Origin of the sequence: Bradyrhizobium sp. WBOS07 (assembly GCF_024585165.1) — a bacterium.
In the GTDB taxonomy this organism is placed as follows: domain Bacteria; phylum Pseudomonadota; class Alphaproteobacteria; order Rhizobiales; family Xanthobacteraceae; genus Bradyrhizobium; species Bradyrhizobium japonicum_B.
In genome coordinates this window covers 2568651-2585165 of record NZ_CP029008.1, presented here as the reverse complement: position 1 = coordinate 2585165, position 16515 = coordinate 2568651, and the positions used below count along the sequence as shown (strand labels likewise).

The window sequence follows — 16515 nt, the reverse complement described above, 5'->3', positions numbered from 1 at the left end:
GTCTTGCGTCCGGCAACTGCATGCGGATATGCGTCTTCTGGTTTGGCGGACGACCGGCGCTCCGAGGGAGAATGCAATGCAACAGCCTGGCCACGAGCAAAACGCCGACCAGATCGCCTATTGGAACGGCCCGAGCGGGCAGCGCTGGGCCGATCGCCACGCAGCCCAGGAAAACCTGCTCGGACCCATTGCCGACGTGCTGATCGACCGCGCCCGGCCCAAGCCGGGTGAGCGCGTCCTCGACGTCGGCTGCGGCTCCGGCGCGACGACGTTCGCGTTCGCCAAAGCCGTTGCGCCTGACGGATTCGCGCTCGGCCTCGACGTGTCCGAGCCGATGCTGTCGCAGGCGCGTGCGCTGGCACCAAAAGGCCTGCCGCTCGATTTCGTGCTGGCGGATGCGACGGTCCATCCGTTCGAGCCGGCCAGCTTCGATCTGCTCGCCTCACGCTTCGGCGTGATGTTCTTCGCCGATCCCGTTGCGTCCTTCACCAACCTCCGCCGAGCGCTGAAGCCGTCCGGCCGGCTCGCCTTCGCCTGCTGGCGCGAGCCGAAGGAGAATCCCTGGATGATGGCGCCGCTGATGGCGGTCTACAAGCACGTGCCGAAGATGCCGCCGGTCGGGCCGGAGGAGCCCGGCCCGTTCGCCTTCGCCTCGGAGGAGCGCGTGATGCGAATCCTCAAAGCGGCCGGCTTCGTCGACGCGGCGATGGAGCCGCACAATCTGCCGATGGATGTTGCGATCGGCGGCGGCCTCGATGCGGCGGTCGACGGCGCGTTGCAGATCGGCCCGGCCAGCCGTGCCCTGCAGGGCCATCCGCCCGAGACATATGAGGCTGCCAAGGCTTCGATCCGCGAGGCGCTCGCGCCGTTCCTGAAGGGGCAGCGCGTTGAGCTGCAGGGCGCGATCTGGATCGTGACGGCAAAGGCGGGGTGAGGCTGCCGCGGCGGTGCCGATCTATGATCGTGACGGACGGGCGAGGAGAATGAGCTGAATTGCGCGATCAGAGGTGAAAGCGGTGTGGTTGTGCCAGACCGTGCATTCTGCTAAGCGCAGCCTCAAATGTCCGATCATCAGCTTCATGGGCGGCTGCCAGGCATCCAGCTCGGGCGCGCATTCGCCGCCCTGGCGGTCTTTTACTTCCATACGCATCTCGCGCTGAAATACTTTGATCCCGCCGGGCTCTATACATGGCGGTTCTTGGCCGATCGCGGTGCGGCCGGCGTCGATCTCTTCTTTGCGATTTCCGGTTTCATCGTTTGCTACGTCTCGAAGGCGCCGGGCTATACGCCCACCAGCTTCCTCGCCAAACGATTCTTCCGGATCTATCCTCTCAATGCCCTGGCCACGCTCGTCATGATCGTGCTCTTCAGCCGCAGCATTGGTGCCCCGCCGCATGAGATCGAGTTCGGCCGGGTGTTGAAGTCGCTCCTGATCATCCCGCAACAGACACCGATGAATGCGGTGGGCTGGACACTCGAATACGAAGTCATTTTCTACATCGTCTCCGCCATCCTCATCCCTATCGGCGGCGTCAGGCTGTTGTTGCTCTGGTGCATTGCGGCTGCTGCCATCGGAACCGAAATAGCGCCACAGCCTCCGCAGATCTCGCGTTTCGGTGACGATCACTACGCCGACTTTGCCGCAGGGGTGTTCGCCTACATGACGGTTTCGCGGCTTCAGCCTAGCTGGCGCTCCAGTCTGGCATTGCTGACGCTCGCGATCTGGGTTTACGCATTCGGGCTGCCCTTGTCGTCATGGATGACACCGGTCGCATGCTGGCTCGCCGTTGCCGGGCTTGCGCTCTTGCCGGCTGCGCCGCGCCTCGGCGTCAAGCTTGGCGACATCTCTTATGGCCTCTACATCTGGCACTGGCCATTGTTCTTGATCCTGCCCTGGCTGGCGCTGCGAAAGCAGCTCGACCCTGGCACCGGCGAGATGTGGCGCTGGATTCTGCTCGCGCTTCTCCTCGCCATCGCGTCTGCGTCCTGGATGTGCTTCGAGCGCCCGATCAATCGCTGGGCGGCGCGCTGGCTGGCGCAGCGCTCGAGGACCAGCGGTGTCGTCGCCGGCGGACAGCGCCCCGATGCGGTGACATAGCCGACGTCCTTCGCGCCATCGGTGTCGTTCCTTCGCACGCGGGAATTGGCGCGGGCAGCGCAATGGCTCAAACGACATCATCCGGCGCCAGCGCACAGCCGTTGTCGGGAAGGGTCTCGACCTGAAGCGTGGTGTGGCCGATGCGGAACGACGTCTTCAAGAGCTGCGCGGTCTCCATCAGGAATGCATCGCCGGTGCCGGCGGGCATGACGAGGTGACAGGTCAGCGCCGTCTCGGTGGTCGAGATCGGCCAGACATGGAGATCGTGGATCGCCGAGACGCCCGGGCGGGCCAGCAGGAACGCCCTGATCGCGGCGAGGTCGGTGCCCTTGGGCGCCGCGGCCATCGACATGTCGATGGAGCCGCGCAAGAGGCTGGTGGTGCTCCACAGGATCGTGGCGCAGATGACGAGGCTGGTGACCGGATCGAGCCAGAGCCAGCCGGTCCAGATGATCAGCGCCGCCGAGATCACGACGCCGAGCGACACCGCGGCGTCCGCGGCCATGTGCAGGTACGCGCCCTCGATGTTGATGTCGTCCTGGCGTCCGCGCGCGAACAGCAGCGCGGTGAAGCCGTTGATGACGATGCCGATGCCGGCGACCACCATCACGGTGATCCCCGCGACCGGCTCCGGCTCGCGCAGGCGCAGGATCGCCTCCCAGCCGATCGCGCCGGTCGCGACCAGCAGAAACACCGCGTTGGCCAGTGCGGCCAGGATGGTGGAGGCACGAAAACCGTAGGTGAAGCGGCCGCGCGGCGCGCGGCGCGCCGCGATCGAGGCGCCCCAGGCGATGACGAGGCCGAGCACGTCGGACAGGTTATGGCCGGCGTCGGCGAGCAGGGCGGTGGAGTTACCGATGTAGCCGTAGATCGCCTCGGCCACGACCAGCGCGATGTTGAGCGAGATGCCGAGCGCGAACGCCTTGCCGAAATTGGCGGGGGCATGGACATGGCCGTGCCCGTGATCATGCCCATGGCCATGATCATGCGAATGGCCGGCATGATCACGGTGGTGGTGATGACCGTGATGGTCGTGGTCCAATTCTAGCGCTCCCCGGACGCCGCCAAATCGGCGTCATTGTAGGCGCTTCCCGCGTCCCGTCACGGCGGAACAGCACGTAGAGCGCCGGCAGCACCAGCAGCGTCAGGATGGTCGACGAGATGATGCCGCCGATCACCACGGTCGCGAGCGGCCGCTGCACCTCGGCGCCGGCGCCGGTGGCGAGCGCCATCGGCACGAAGCCGAGCGAGGCGACGAGGGCCGTCATCAGCACCGGTCGCAGCCGCGTCAGTGCGCCTTCGCGAACAGCCTCGATAACGGATCGTCCCTCGCTGCGCAGCCGCTCGATGAAGGCGATGATGACGAGCCCGTTGAGCACGGCGACGCCCGACAGCGCGATGAAGCCGACGCCGGCGCTGATGGACAGGGGGATGTCGCGCAGCAACAGCGCCGCAACGCCGCCGGTCAGCGCCAGCGGCACGCCGGAGAACACCAGCGCGGCGTCGGCCGCCGATCCCATGCTCATGAACAGCAGCAGGAACACCATGAGCAGCGCCACCGGCACCACGATGGTCAGCCGCTTGGTCGCCGAGACCAGCTGCTCGAACTGGCCGCCCCAGCCGATGAAATAGCCCGGCGGCAGCTTGACCTTCTCGGCCACCGCCGCCTCGGCCTCGGCCACGAAGGAACCGAGGTCGCGGGCGCGGACATTGGCGGTGACGACGATCCGTCTCTTGCCGTTCTCGCGGCTGATCTGGTTGGGCCCGGGCGTCGCATCGACGGTCGCGACCGACGACAGCGGCACGTAGCGCATCTGGGCGAGGGGAGAGGCGGCCAATGTCGTTCGAATGGCCGGGCCTGAGCCGGCGTCCTCGCCGGGCGGCAGCGGGATCGGGATCGCCCGGATCGCCTCGAGATTGCCGCGCAAATGCTCGGGCAGGCGGACCACGATGTCGAAACGGCGATCGCCCTCGAACAGCTTGCCCGCGGACTTGCCGCCGACGGCGATCTCGACGATGCCCTGCACCTCGGCGACGCTGAGGCCGTAGCGGGCGAGCGCCTGGCGGTCGAGGCGGACGGTGAGGATCGGCAGGCCTGCGACCTGCTCGATCTTGACGTCGCTGGCGCCTCGGATACCCCGGATCGCGGCCTCGACCTGCTTTGCGGCACCTTGCAGGATGTCGAGGTCGTCGCCGAAAATCTTGACGCCGACATCGCTGCGCACGCCGGAGGTCAGCTCGTTGACCCGGAACTGGATCGGCTGGGAAAGTTCATAGGCGCTGCCCGGAATGTCGTCCGCGGCATGATCGATGGCCTCGACCACCTCCGATTTCGGCTTGTCCGGGTCGGGCCATTCGCTGCGCGGCTTGAGCATGATGTAGCCGTCGGTCTGCGCCGGCGACATCGGGTCGGTCGCGATCTCGGCGGTGCCGATGCGGGTGAAGAACTCCTTCACTTCGGGAATTTGCGTGACGCGCTTTTCCAGCGCCTTCTGCAGATCCAGCGATTGCGTCAGGCTGGTGCCGGGAATCCGGATCGAGGCGAGCGCCACGTCGCCTTCGTCCAGGCTCGGAATGAACTCGCCGCCCATCCGCGAAGCGGCGATCCCGCTGGCGATGACGATGAGCCCGGCCATGATGGCGACGGCCGCGCGGTTGTCGATGGCCCAGCGGAGCAGGGGGAGATAGCCGCGCTTGGCCATCCGCATGAACAGGTTTTCGTGCTCGGACACCTTGCCGGTGACGAAGATCGCCACCGCCGCCGGCACGAAAGTGACGGAGAACAGCACGGCGGCGCCCAGCGCCATCAGCACGGTCAGCGCCATCGGCGTGAACATCTTGCCCTCGACGCCGGTCAGCGTCAGCACGGGCAGATAGACCACCGCGATGATCAGCGTTCCGAACAGGCTCGGCTTGATGACTTCGCCCGACCCGCGCAGGATCGCGCGCAGCCGCTCCGTGGTCGTGAGCAGGCCGCCTTTCTCGCGTTGGGCTGCCGCCAGCATGCGCAGGCAATTCTCGACAATGATCACGGCGCCGTCGACGATGATACCGAAATCGATCGCGCCCAGGCTCATCAGATTGGCGCTGACCTTGGTCTCGACCATGCCGGTGATCGTCATCGCCATCGACAGCGGAATGACGCAGGCCACGACGAGCGCCGCGCGGATGTTGCCGAGGATCAGGAACAGCACCGCCACCACCAGCGCCGCGCCCTCCAGCAAATTGTTCCTGACGGTGCGGATGGTGGCTTCGACGAGGTCGGTGCGATCGTAGACGGTGCGCGTCACGACGCCTTCGGGCAGCGACTTGGCGATGTCCTCGAGCCGGGCCGCGACGCGGCGCGCCACCGTGCGGCTGTTCTCGCCGATCAGCAGCATGGCGGTGCCGAGCACGGTTTCCTCGCCGTCGCGTGTCGCAGCGCCGGTGCGCAGATCGCGGCCCTCGGTGACGGTCGCGACGTCCCTGATCCTGACGGGATTGCCGCCGCGCGAGCCGATCACGACGTCCTGGATCTCGGCGATGTTGCCGACCTGGCCCGGCGAGCGCACCAGATATTGCTCGCCGTTGCGCTCGATATAGCCGGCGCCGACATTGGCGTTGTTGGCGGCCAGCGCCGTCATCACGTCGCGGAAGCCGAGCCGGTAGGCCATCAGCTTGCCGGGATCAGGCAGCACGTGGAATTGCCGTTCGAAGCCGCCGATGGTGTTGATCTCGATCACGCCGGGCACGTTGCGGAGCTGCGGCTTGATGATCCAGTCCTGGACGGTGCGCAAATCGGTCAGCGAATAATCGTGGCCGCCTTGCGTCTTCGCGCCCGTCTTGTCGTCCCTTTTGGCTTCGACCGTGTACATGAAGATTTCGCCGAGCCCGGTCGAGACCGGGCCCATCGCGACCTCGACGCCAACAGGCAGCTGGTCCTTCACCTGCTGGATCCGCTCGCCGACGAGCTGGCGAGCGAAGAAGATGTCGGTGCCGTCCTTGAAGACGACCGTCACCTGGCTGAGGCCGTAGCGCGACAGCGAGCGGGTGTAGTCGAGTTTCGGCAGCCCTCCCATCGCGGTCTCGACCGGGAAGGTGATGCGTTGCTCGGTCTCGAGCGGCGAATAGCCGGGCGCGCGGGTGTTGATCTGGACCTGAACGTTGGTGACGTCGGGGACGGCGTCGATCGGCAGGCGCTGGAAGTTCCAGGCCCCGAAGGCGACGGCGCCGAGTGCGAGCAGGAGGACCAGCCAGCGCTGGGCAAGCGAGGCTGCGATGAGGCGCTCAATCATGCTCGGCCTCGCCCTTGCCCATCTCCGCTTTCACGACGAAGCTGTTCTCTGCGACGTAGTGCTCGCCGGCCGCGAGCCCGGCCTTGATCTCGACGAATCTCGGATCGGAATCGCCAAGCTCGACCGGGCGGGCCTCGATCTTGTCGCCGTCCTCGCGGACGAACACGATGGTCCGGCCTTCCAGCGTCTGGATCGCGCTCCGGCGCACCGCGACCGCGACGTTGCGTGCGGCGAGGATCAGCCGCGCCGTGACGAACAGGCCGGGGCGCAGGCGTCCGTCCGGGTTTTGCAGCACCACGCGTGCCAATGCGGTCTGGGTCTCGCTCGATCCGATCGGCGCCATGTAGGAGATCGTGCCCTTGATCTCGCCGCGGCCGTCGTCGGGATCGATCAGCACCTCGTCGTTGAGGCGGACGCGCCGGAGGTCCTGCCGGTAGATCGACAGGTCGACCCAGATAGTGGAGAGGTCGGCGACGACGAAAGCGGGCTTCTGCTCGGAGGCGTATTCGCCGAGCGAGATCTGCCGCTCGATGACGGTTCCGGCCATCGGCGCCTTCAGCTCGTAGACGGTGAGGCTCTGGTTGCTCTCGATCGCGGCCAGCAGGTCGTCCTTGGCGACCTTGTCGCCGATGCGCTTCAGGATCGATTTGGCGAGGCCCGGAAAGCGCGGCGTCACCTGGACCACGGCTTCCTGGTTCGCGCGCAGGATGCCGTTGAAGGCGAGCGTGTCGGTCAGCGTCGCGCTTGCGGCTTCCGCCAGCGTGACGCCGGCCGCCGCCAGCTTGACGTCGGAGATGCGGATGCGGTCGGCGCCGTGCTCGTCCTGCTCGACATGGTCGTTCGGCTTCTTGTGTTCGGAATGCTCGGCATGCTCGGTGTGCGCGACCTTGGCCGGCGCGAGCAGGGCGTAACTGTAAGCGCCGAGCGCGGCGCCAACGAGTGCGACGAGAACGGTGGAGGACATCTTCATCGTGCGCTCTCCCGCGCCAGCGTAAAGGGATTGCCGACGAGGCCTTCGATGGTCGCCACCCCTACATGAAAATTCTGCAGCGCCTCCTGCTCGCGCAGCCGCGCCTGGGTGACGCTGGCCTGGGCGTCGAGCACCTCGAGCAGGGTGAAGCGGCCCTGGCCGTAGCCTTGCGAGATCGCCTCGGACGCCTCAACCGCCTTTGGAATGGCGATCTCGCGCAGCACCGCGAGCTCGCGCAGGGAGCCCTGCAGCGAGTCGTAGGCCCGCCCGGCGATCACGATCAGCGTGTTGCGGTTGGCCTCGCGCTCGGCCTTGGTCTTGGCGAGGCTCTCCTGCGCCGAGAGGATGTTGCCCTGGTTGCGGTCGAACACGGGAATGGGCACCGAAAGCGTGAAGCGCACGGCATCGTCATTGGTTTCGTTGAAATGACGCCAGCCGGCCGCGATCCGCACGTCCGGATAGGGCTTGAGCCGCGCCAGCAAGAGCTCGGCGTTGCGCTGGGCAAAGACCGCTGTCCAGCGCACCAGCTGCGGATTGGCGTCGATCGCGGCGACGACGGATTGGAACGTCGGCGGCTTGCCCATGGTGTCGAGCCGGCCGGAGACCTCGCCGAATTGCGTGGCGGGATCGCCCATCAGCACCGCAAGCTCGCGCCGGGCGCTGGCCAGCGTCGCCTTGAAGCGTTCGCGGTCGGCCTTCACCAGGGCGGAGGCGACCTCGGCGCGGCCGGTCTCGGCCGGTGAGGAGGCCCCGGCCTCGACGCGGCGGCGCAGCAGCGGGGTCAGCCGGTCGATGGCGGCGATCTGCTCGTCGAGGATCTGGATGCGGCGCTGCGCGCCGAGCACGCTGAGGAAGGCGATCGCGGTTTCCGACAGCACCTCGAGCCTGACGGCCTTGCGCTGGATCGCCGCGACTTCGACACCGGCCGCTCCGGCCGCGATCCGCGCGTCGCGCTTGCCGAACAGCTCGAAGGCCTGGCTGATCTGCAGCGTGGTCTCGGCCGATCGCGTCCCGCGATATTTGCCCGAGCCGAGTGAATCGTCCTGTTCGTAGGACAGCTCTGGATTGAGCAGCGCGCCGGCCTGGATGCGCTGGCCCGTGGCGATGCCAACGTCGCGCTCCGCCGCCGTCAGCCGCGGGCTCGCGGCCAGCGCGCGCGACAGTGCGCTGCGCATCGTCAAAGTCTGGGCCTGCGCCGGCGGCGCAAGCGCCCCTCCGGCAATCAGGCACGCTGCCGCGCACGCCAGGCGCGCAGCCGTTCCCCTGCGAAACATGAAACCGACCTGTGAAGGATGAACTCAATGGGCGCGGAACGCCCGACCAATCCGTTCAGGCAATGTGTTTGGGAGGCGGAGAATCTGTCTCGGGGATAATGCCGGCGAGCCGGGAGGCATGTTGCGGGCGTGTTGCCGGCGCAGGCGCGACCAATGCCGCCGATGGCACCGGCTGGGTGACCGTCAGCGAGAAGCAGCCATGGCAATGATGTCCGGCGATGGCCCTGTCGTCGCCATGGTCCGAGGGGCCGTCCAGCACCGCGGCGATCTCCGAGCCGCCCCCGGGCGTGGTGACGTCGATATCGTGCGAGCCGTGCAGCGCGCCCGCGAGCAGATAGATCACCGCGATCAGCACGGACAGCACTCCGCGCCAATGGCGCGGGCGGCAGGTTCCTGAGGGCTGGCGGTTGGCGAGCACGACGTCACTCTCGTTGCGGTCGATGCCCGGCCTAGCATGGCGGCCGGAACAGTGTCGACCCGCAACATTGTTACGTCCCTGGAACAATTGCCGCAGCGGCGCGTCCGTCGTGATCGCCTCTTACTGGCGGGCGATGATGCGGCGGTGGGAGGCCACGGTTTCGATGAGAGGCGTGCGGTTCGCCTCCGGAGCGTGGCTGCCCTCGTCGGCCTCCACGGTGATCGCGGCGCGACAACTGGCCTCCATTGCTCGTTCCAGCCACTTGATGGCCTCGTCGATCCATTGGTCGTGGTGCTCGGGATCGGCAAGGGCCTTCTCCCGGAATGCGTCCGCCTGGTGCAGGCACGCCGTTCTGCGGTCCACGGGCCTCTCCCGATCTACAGGCTCCGCCCCGATAGCATCTTTGATGATCTAAAGGCCGGCGTCGTTAACATAGGACAGGAGGCGGGGGTCTCAGACGCGGAAAGGCCCCAGCCGGACTCGCCGACTGAGGCCTTGTGCTCACAATCTTCATCCTCGGGACTCCAGCACTCAATTCGGATCTCGCCCATTCGTTCCGCCGATCTGTCTAATTTGGAACGTTCCTCATACGCCGCGATTAGCGGTCAGAAGAAACTGAGGAGGACGGACAATGGACGGACTGATTTATCTGATCGGCTTGATCGTCGTCATCATGGCGATCCTGTCGTTCTTCGGCCTGCGCTGAGAGAGCCGCAATGACGGTTGAAACGCTCATGCGGGAAGAAATCATCGAAGGCGGCCTGGAGGGCGAAGCTCCCCGAACCATCCAGTGGAGCTCGGTGTTCGCGGGTGCTCTCGCCGCCGGCGCAATGTCGTTCATCCTGGTCGGATTTGGTGTCGCGGTCGGCTTGGGGGTTAGTTCGGCCTCGCCGACCTGGCGCGACGCGTCGGCCGCGCTGGCGCTGCTCTCCGGGCTCTACTTGATCATCCAGGCAATCGTCAGCTTCGGCTTCGGCGGCTACATCGCGGGCCGGACCACCCGACCGGCGCCTGCGCTGGCAACGATCGAGGATGATGGCGAGCGGCGGGACGGCCTGCACGGGCTCACCTCCTGGGCCCTGGCCGTGCTGGCCGGCGCGGCTCTGCTTGCGCTTCTCGGCGCTGCTGCGCTCGACCGCTCGCCGATGCGAAGCTCGGCCAGCAATATGTCCGCAGCCGAGCCTCTGCTGAGCTATGAGCTCGATAAGCTGTTCCGCGCACCCCGCCGCGCGCCGAACATCGACCTGAGGGAGGCGCGTGCCGAAGCGGGACGCATTCTGATGACCTCGTCCAGCCACAGCGGCGTCAGCACCGATGACCGGACCTACTTGATACAACAGGTTGCTGGTCTGACGGGGCTGCAGGCCGCCGACGCCGAACGGCGCGTCGATGCGCTGATCGCGGACTCGAAGACGGCGATCAACCGTGCGCGGCGCAACTCGATCATCGTCGCATTCTCGGTCGCCGCCGCGACCCTGATCGGCGCTGCGGTGGCCTGGGCGGCGGCGGTTGCCGGCGGACGGCACCGCGATGGCGAGCCGTTGCCGAACTGGATGGCGAGCTCAAATCGCTTCCATCGCAATCCACGCGCGATGCCGGTGCCGTAAGCTCGAAAACCAATGGCCGGGCGCCAGCCCGGCCATGACGGACGCCGTCGAGAAGCCTCAGGCCTTCTCCTCCCAGATCATCGCGAGATGGACGATGGTCTGCACCGCCTTTTCCATGTCCTGCCGGCTGACCCATTCGAGCCGGGAGTGAAAGGCGTGCTCGCCGGCAAAGATGTTGGGGCAGGGCAGGCCCATGAAGGACAGGCGCGAGCCGTCGGTGCCGCCGCGGATCGCGGTGCGCATCGGACGAAGTCCGGCGCGGCGGATCGCCTCGATGGCGTATTCGAGCACATGCGGGTGACGGTCGATCACCTGCTTCATGTTGCGGTACTGCTCCTTCACCTCGAATTTGTAGGTCGAGCGCGGATAGTCCTTCATCACGTCCTTGACGATGGTCTCGAGCAGGTCCTCCTTCTCCTTCAGCCCTTCCTCGGTGAAGTCGCGGACGATGAAGGACAGCGTCGCCTGCTCCAGCGCGCCCTCGATGCCGATCGGATGCAGAAAGCCCTGCTTGCCCGAGGTCGTCTCCGGCGAGCAGCCCTCGCGAGGCAGCCGCTCGACGATGGCGGCCACGATCTTGATGGCGTGCTCCATCTTGCCCTTGGCGTAGCCGGGATGAGCGCTGACGCCGTTGATGGTGATGGTGGCGCCGTCGGCCGAGAAGGTCTCGTCCTCGACGCAGCCGGCGCTTTCGCCGTCCATGGTGTAGCCGAAATCGGCGCCCAGCTTGTTCAGGTCGACATTGTCGACCCCGCGGCCGATCTCTTCGTCCGGCGTGAACAGGATCTTGATGGTGCCGTGCTTCACCTCGGGATTGTTGATGAAGAAATGCGCGGCATCCATGATCTCGGCGACGCCGGCCTTGTTGTCGGCGCCCAATAGCGTCGTGCCGTCGGTGGTGATGATGTCGTTGCCGATCTGGTTCTTCAGCGCCGGATGTTCATTGAAGCGGATCACCTGGCTGGGGTCGCCGGGCAGGGCGATGTCGCCGCCGCGATAATTCTTCCAGATCTGCGGCTTGACGTCCTTGCCGGTCACGTCGGGCGAGGTGTCCATATGCGAGCAGAAGCAGATCACCGGCACCTTCTTGTCGGTGTTGGCCGGAATGGTGCCGTAGACGTAGCCGTACTCGTCGAGATGCGCATCCGCGACGCCCATCGCTTTCAGCTCGGCAGCGAGCACGCGGCCGAGATCCTTCTGCTTCTCGGTCGAGGGTGAGCGGGGGGAGTCCGGATCGGACTGGGTGTCGATGGTGACGTAGCGCAGGAAGCGTTCGGTCACGGTATGCGAAAAGGTGAGGGAAGACATTTCTGGTCAATCCACCGGGGTCAGGGGATGACAGGCGGTATACCAGAAAGCGGGCCGCGTCGCGGCTGGATCGAGATGAGATCAGGCCTAACGAAACCTTGCCTCAGATCGCCTCTTTCAGTTCCTTGACCGGACGGAAGGTGACCTTCTTGCTGGCCTTGATGTGGATCGCCTCGCCGGTTGAGGGATTGCGGCCGGTGCGGGCGGCGCGCTTGCGGACCTGGAGGATGCCGAGCCCGACGATGCGGACACGGTCGCCCTTCCGCAGGTGCTTGGCGATCAGGTCGACCATGTCGGTCAGGACCGCCTCGGCGTGCTTTTTCGAGAGGTCCTGGCTCTCGGCGATATCGGCGGCGAGGTGCTTGAGCGTGATCGTGGCGGGAGTGGCCGCCTTCTTCGCCGTATCCTTCTTAGCCAAATCCTTCTTGGACATGTCTGGCCTCCTCGATTCCTGGCGACCATGAGGCGCGAGCCCGGGAACCGCACAAGTCACGGAAGCCGTAGACGATTCGGGCCCGAATTGACTACGTCGCGCGCATGGAGGGGGCAGCCTCGCTACGCGATCGTGACGAGACGGGAGTATTCCGGCTTTGGGTGCCAACGTCCTTGACTTCACCCGGGCCCGCCTTTAATTCCCCCCTCGTTCCGCGCGGACACATACGCGTCACGCGGGAGTAGCTCAGTTGGTTAGAGCGCCGGCCTGTCACGCCGGAGGTCGCGGGTTCGAGCCCCGTCTCTCGCGCCATTTTTGGCAAATAAATCAAGCAGTTGTTATTTGAGCTCCCAGCCGCCTCTGGGGCTGTTGCACCTTGGCCGCCACCCCCGCCGGATTTCGCCTATCGCGCTTTGGGCTCGACATGAGCCAGGATGCGCCGGGCGTCCGCGCTGCCGGCCTGCGCCGCCTTGGCCAGAAGCCGTCTGGCCTGGCCTAGGTCGCGCGGGCCGCCGATCCCATTGGCGTAGCATCGGGCGAGATTGACCATGGCTTCGAGGTCGCCCATTGCGGCGCTCTTCTGGTAGAAGGCCCGAGCCGATTTCAGGTTCTGCCTGGTCCCCAGTCCTTTCTCGGCAAGCTCGCCCATCCTGTTGAGGGCGGTCGCATCGCCGAGCTCGGCGGCCCGCTGGTACAGGGCATAGGCTCGTGCAGGGTCGCTCGCCGTGCCGATTCCGCGCTCCTGTTGCAGGCCGAGGCTGACGAGCGCCGGCGCAATCTTCTTCTCGGCGGCCATCTCGTAGTAGAAGCGGGCGCGGGCGGGATCTTTCTCGACGCCGTTGCCGCTCTCGTACATCAATCCGAGCTCGTAGAGCGCCCGCGCGTTGCCGAGTTCGGATGCCGCCTTGTAGCTCGCCATCGCCCCGGCGTAGTCGCGCGCGGCGTGCAGTGAGCGCCCGAGCTGATAGTGCAGCCGGTCCGCTCCCGGAGACAGCTTGACCGCATCCGAGCACGCCGCAACCGCTGCGACCGCGATCGGATTCTCTCGCGCCTCGTCCTGGTCGGCGCCGATCGCCCTAGCTTCCGCAAGGCCAGCAACGGAATTGTCGCAGCGCTGCAGGACGGCGGGATCACCGTGCGCGACCTGCTTGACGGGATTGAGATAGATCCTCTCCTTGGAGAGCTGGCCATACATGTACGGCGTCTGCTTGCGCCGCGTTGCCAGCCGGACGTCGTCGCGAACGTTGCGAAACATGAAGTTGATCTCAAGGTCGGCTTGCGGCAGGTATTTGAGCAGCGCAGCAGCAAAAGGACTGTTGCGGCCTTCGCCTTCTTCCACCGTCCGACCCGGCTCCGCCGGAAAGAACATCAGCGTGTTGCGGATCGGTGCTCGTGCGGCCGAGGCAACGGAAGCGCCGTTGCGGCGGCCATCCGGCGTGGCAGGAAACGGATTCTCCCGCATGGCATCCAGGATCACCAGGCCCAGCTTGCGGGCCCGCGCCGCGGCGGCCGTCACCGCAGCCAAGGGAACGGTCTCCGCGATCGCGGACTGAGGCGTCGCCAGATGCGCATCGACAGGGATCAGGTAACCGCCGACACCCGCAGCTGCGCTGTATCCGGCAAAATAGAAAATCGCGATGTCCGCGCCGGCGGACTTTTCGGTGAAGGCGCCAAGTCCCGCGCGCAGATCGCCGATGGTCGCGTCCTTGCGCAGATCGACGTCGAAGCCGAGGCCGACGAGAGCTGCGGCGATGTCCTCGGCGTCGTTGACGGGAGTGCCGAGCCGCGGCGCATGCGCGTAGCTCGCGTTTCCAACGACCAGGGCGATGCGGCTGCTGGAGGCATCTGCTTCGGCGTCGAAGAGGAGCCCGATGGCGATGAACAGGGCCAGCCAGCGCACAATCAAGTCGCGTCCCTCAGTCGATGTCGGAATGGGGTTGCCGCCCGATCCAGTCGCGATAGGTCAGGAAATCGAGGCCGAGCAGACCATAGTCAACGCGCAGGAACCCGTCCACTCCCGATGACACCGCGGCGGGAGCCAGCCGAGCGACCTCCTGCGCCATCACGCCGACATAGAACGTTGCATCGCCCTTGTATCTGTAGCGATAGAGGTTGAGACCGCCGGCCGTCCGGCCGAGAGCAGTGATGTCCTCCTTGAGCCGGACGTCGGACGGAATGGTGACACGGCTCGCCGCATTCGAGGCGGCCGCAGACGCGGCTCTGCCGGCCGCGCTCGATGCGGCACTCGACGCCGAGCGGCCGGCGGCGTTCGACGCGGCAGACGACGCGGCGCGGCTGGCTGCATTTGATGCGGCCTGCGATGCTGCGCGGCTGGCGGCGCTGGATGCGGCGTTGCTGACCGCCGTCGAAACGGCATTGCTGACGACGTTGCCGACCACATTGCTGACGACGCCGCTGACCACGTTGCCGACATTCTGATTCACGCGGGCAACGACGCGGCGATATTCGCGATTGCGAACCTTTTCCTGTTCCGACCGGGTATACGCGGAAACCAGGAGCCCGCGCCTGCGCGCCTCGGCCACCGCGTTGGCCATGCATCCCCTGGGATTGCCCTTGGACCGGCACAGCTGGAATTGCAGCTGGACGTAGTCGGGGTATGTCTTGATGGATCTGACGCAAGCCGCGGCATCGCCGTCGAAGCAGGCGTTCACGTCGCCGTCCTGGGCTGATCGCAGCATCAGTTCGGTGGAACTGACCGGGCGCAATGCGAGGTCGCTGCCCGGCGGCAGCCGGTTGTGGCGCGAGCTCGGGTAGCGCTCGGCAAACCGGCCGACCACGCTCTTGTCGCGCGACTCCTTCAGAACGTCCCATGCCTTCTCGATCGCCTCCGAATTGCCGGCGGTCGTTGCGGCCGATGCGAGCTGATAGCTCGCGGGCGGCGGCGCGGGCATGTCGATCTGGCCGCCGGCCTGGCCCGGCTTCGCCGACTTCTCGAGCGCGGCCAACGTCACCCGCGCGCTTTCGACATGCTCGCCGAACGGATAGAGATCCAGATAGGCGCGGTAGGCCGCGGGCGACTTCTGTCGCTCGACGACGGTCCAGGCGTTGGCTTCGGCGGTCTGCAACTGCGCAATGCGCTGATCGATTGCGGCGGCATGGGGGCTCGCCGGGAATTGCTGGACGAAACGACGCAAGGTCGCGATCTCGGTGGTCGAGCGGACGAATTCCCAGGCGAGCTGCTCGGCATCGGCTCCGCCATCGCCGTGTGCCACGGCGGCTTCGCCGTAGAGATAGATGTCGTCCTTCGGGAGCGTCCCATAGATCGCGGGCTCCTGCGTCCCGGTCTCTTTCCAGACCTCGTCGTGCACGATCCGGAAGAGATAGTTGATCTCGAGCTGCGGCGTTTCGACATGACGCAGCAGCGAGCCGGAGTAGGGGCTGTTGCGCCCGGCGCCGTCGCTCGCCGTCGTGCCGGCAGCGGCCGCGAAGGCAACGAGCACGTTGTCGCTGACCTCGACAGGGGCGAGGCCGCGTGCGCCGGCCGCGAGCGGCGTCGGGGCACCGGACGGGCCGGATGCCGTCTTGGGCGGCCGCGGCGACAGCGCGCGCCCCGCAGCGGCAACCTTGGTCGTTTCGAACGGATCATTGCGGCAGGCGTCGAGAACCACGAGGCCGATCGTCTTCGGCATCACCGAGATGTCGATCAGGGTCTCGAGATTGATCGCCTCGGCATAGACGTCGATCTCGGACTTGATTTCGGCATCGACCGGGATCAGCCAGTTCTTGCCGTCCAACTCGACGCCGTGGCCGGCGAAGAAGATCACCGCCTTGTCGGCCGTCTTCGCCGCGTTGCCGAATTCGATGAGGGCCTGCCGGAAGCGGTTGTAGTCGAGGTCGGCGAGGTGCCTGACGGAGTAGCCGAGCCGGCCCAGCGAAGCCGCCATGTCCGCGGCGTCGTTGGCGGGGTTGATGAGTTTGGGGACCTTGCGATAGTCGCTGTTGCCGACGACGAGCGCAATCCTGTCGCCAGCGGCGGCCTGCAGTTTCGTCGACACCAGGATCGACAGCGCGACGCAGCCGAGAACGGCGACCCGGCGCGCCAGATCCTGCAACTTGAAGACGGGACGCGCGCTTGCGAGAACGAAGATCCCGAAATGACCAGGCATCAGTGG

Annotated in this window: 13 protein-coding genes and 1 tRNA gene; 4 read left to right on the top strand and 10 right to left on the bottom strand. The window is 66.3% G+C overall.

Features of this window, described 5'->3' with window-relative positions; genetic code table 11:
- The first annotated feature begins 76 nt into the window (after positions 1-76).
- Positions 77-934, top strand: a complete 858-nt coding sequence (locus DCM79_RS12155; RefSeq protein ID WP_257180047.1) for a class I SAM-dependent methyltransferase — start codon at positions 77-79, stop codon at positions 932-934.
- Between the two features lie 126 nt (positions 935-1060).
- Positions 1061-2098 (top strand): acyltransferase, encoded by a 1038-nt coding sequence (locus DCM79_RS12150; RefSeq protein ID WP_257180046.1) that lies wholly within the window; start codon positions 1061-1063, stop codon positions 2096-2098.
- Between the two features lie 67 nt (positions 2099-2165).
- On the opposite strand, the gene DCM79_RS12145 is transcribed toward DCM79_RS12150, so the two are convergent.
- From DCM79_RS12145 to DCM79_RS12120, 6 genes are all read right to left on the bottom strand, one after another.
- Complete coding sequence (locus DCM79_RS12145; protein WP_257180045.1) at positions 2166-3140, bottom strand: cation diffusion facilitator family transporter; 975 nt, start codon at positions 3138-3140, stop codon at positions 2166-2168.
- On the bottom strand, positions 3103-6372 hold the full coding sequence (locus DCM79_RS12140) for an efflux RND transporter permease subunit (protein ID WP_257180044.1): 3270 nt from the start codon (positions 6370-6372) through the stop codon (positions 3103-3105). The genes DCM79_RS12145 and DCM79_RS12140 overlap by 38 nt, the downstream gene beginning before the upstream one ends.
- Positions 6365-7342, bottom strand: coding sequence for a divalent metal ion exporter adaptor subunit IhpB (gene ihpB / locus DCM79_RS12135; RefSeq protein WP_257180043.1), 978 nt, complete (start codon positions 7340-7342; stop codon positions 6365-6367). The genes DCM79_RS12140 and ihpB overlap by 8 nt, the downstream gene beginning before the upstream one ends.
- On the bottom strand, positions 7339-8616 hold the full coding sequence (gene ihpA, locus DCM79_RS12130) for a divalent metal ion exporter subunit IhpA (RefSeq protein WP_257180042.1): 1278 nt from the start codon (positions 8614-8616) through the stop codon (positions 7339-7341). The genes ihpB and ihpA overlap by 4 nt, the downstream gene beginning before the upstream one ends.
- A 55-nt stretch (positions 8617-8671) precedes the next feature.
- Complete coding sequence (locus tag DCM79_RS12125; RefSeq protein ID WP_257180041.1) at positions 8672-9034, bottom strand: hypothetical protein; 363 nt, start codon at positions 9032-9034, stop codon at positions 8672-8674.
- A gap of 120 nt (positions 9035-9154) precedes the next feature.
- Entirely contained in the window at positions 9155-9397 is a 243-nt protein-coding gene (locus tag DCM79_RS12120) for a hypothetical protein (RefSeq protein WP_257180040.1), read from the bottom strand.
- A 353-nt stretch (positions 9398-9750) separates the two neighbouring features.
- Between DCM79_RS12120 and DCM79_RS12115 the strand changes: the two genes are divergently transcribed.
- Positions 9751-10641, top strand: coding sequence for a hypothetical protein (locus DCM79_RS12115; RefSeq protein WP_257180039.1), 891 nt, complete (start codon positions 9751-9753; stop codon positions 10639-10641).
- Between the two features lie 57 nt (positions 10642-10698).
- Here the strand turns inward: DCM79_RS12115 and pepT are convergent, their stop codons facing one another.
- Positions 10699-11949 (bottom strand): peptidase T, encoded by a 1251-nt coding sequence (gene pepT / locus DCM79_RS12110; protein WP_257180038.1) that lies wholly within the window; start codon positions 11947-11949, stop codon positions 10699-10701.
- A gap of 103 nt (positions 11950-12052) precedes the next feature.
- Positions 12053-12382, bottom strand: coding sequence for an HU family DNA-binding protein (locus tag DCM79_RS12105; protein WP_257180037.1), 330 nt, complete (start codon positions 12380-12382; stop codon positions 12053-12055).
- A gap of 235 nt (positions 12383-12617) precedes the next feature.
- On the opposite strand from DCM79_RS12105, the gene DCM79_RS12100 reads away from it, so the two are divergent.
- Positions 12618-12694, top strand: a tRNA-Asp gene (locus DCM79_RS12100).
- Positions 12695-12785: 91 nt separating this feature from the next.
- On the opposite strand, the gene DCM79_RS12095 is transcribed toward DCM79_RS12100, so the two are convergent.
- Together DCM79_RS12095 and DCM79_RS12090 are read right to left on the bottom strand one after the other, a co-directional pair.
- Positions 12786-14282 carry a caspase family protein gene (locus DCM79_RS12095; protein WP_257180748.1) on the bottom strand — a complete coding sequence of 499 codons (1497 nt, stop codon included), beginning with the start codon at positions 14280-14282 and terminating at the stop codon, positions 12786-12788.
- Positions 14283-14298: 16 nt separating this feature from the next.
- Positions 14299-16509 (bottom strand): caspase family protein, encoded by a 2211-nt coding sequence (locus DCM79_RS12090; RefSeq protein ID WP_257180036.1) that lies wholly within the window; start codon positions 16507-16509, stop codon positions 14299-14301.
- Positions 16510-16515: the final 6 nt, after the last annotated feature.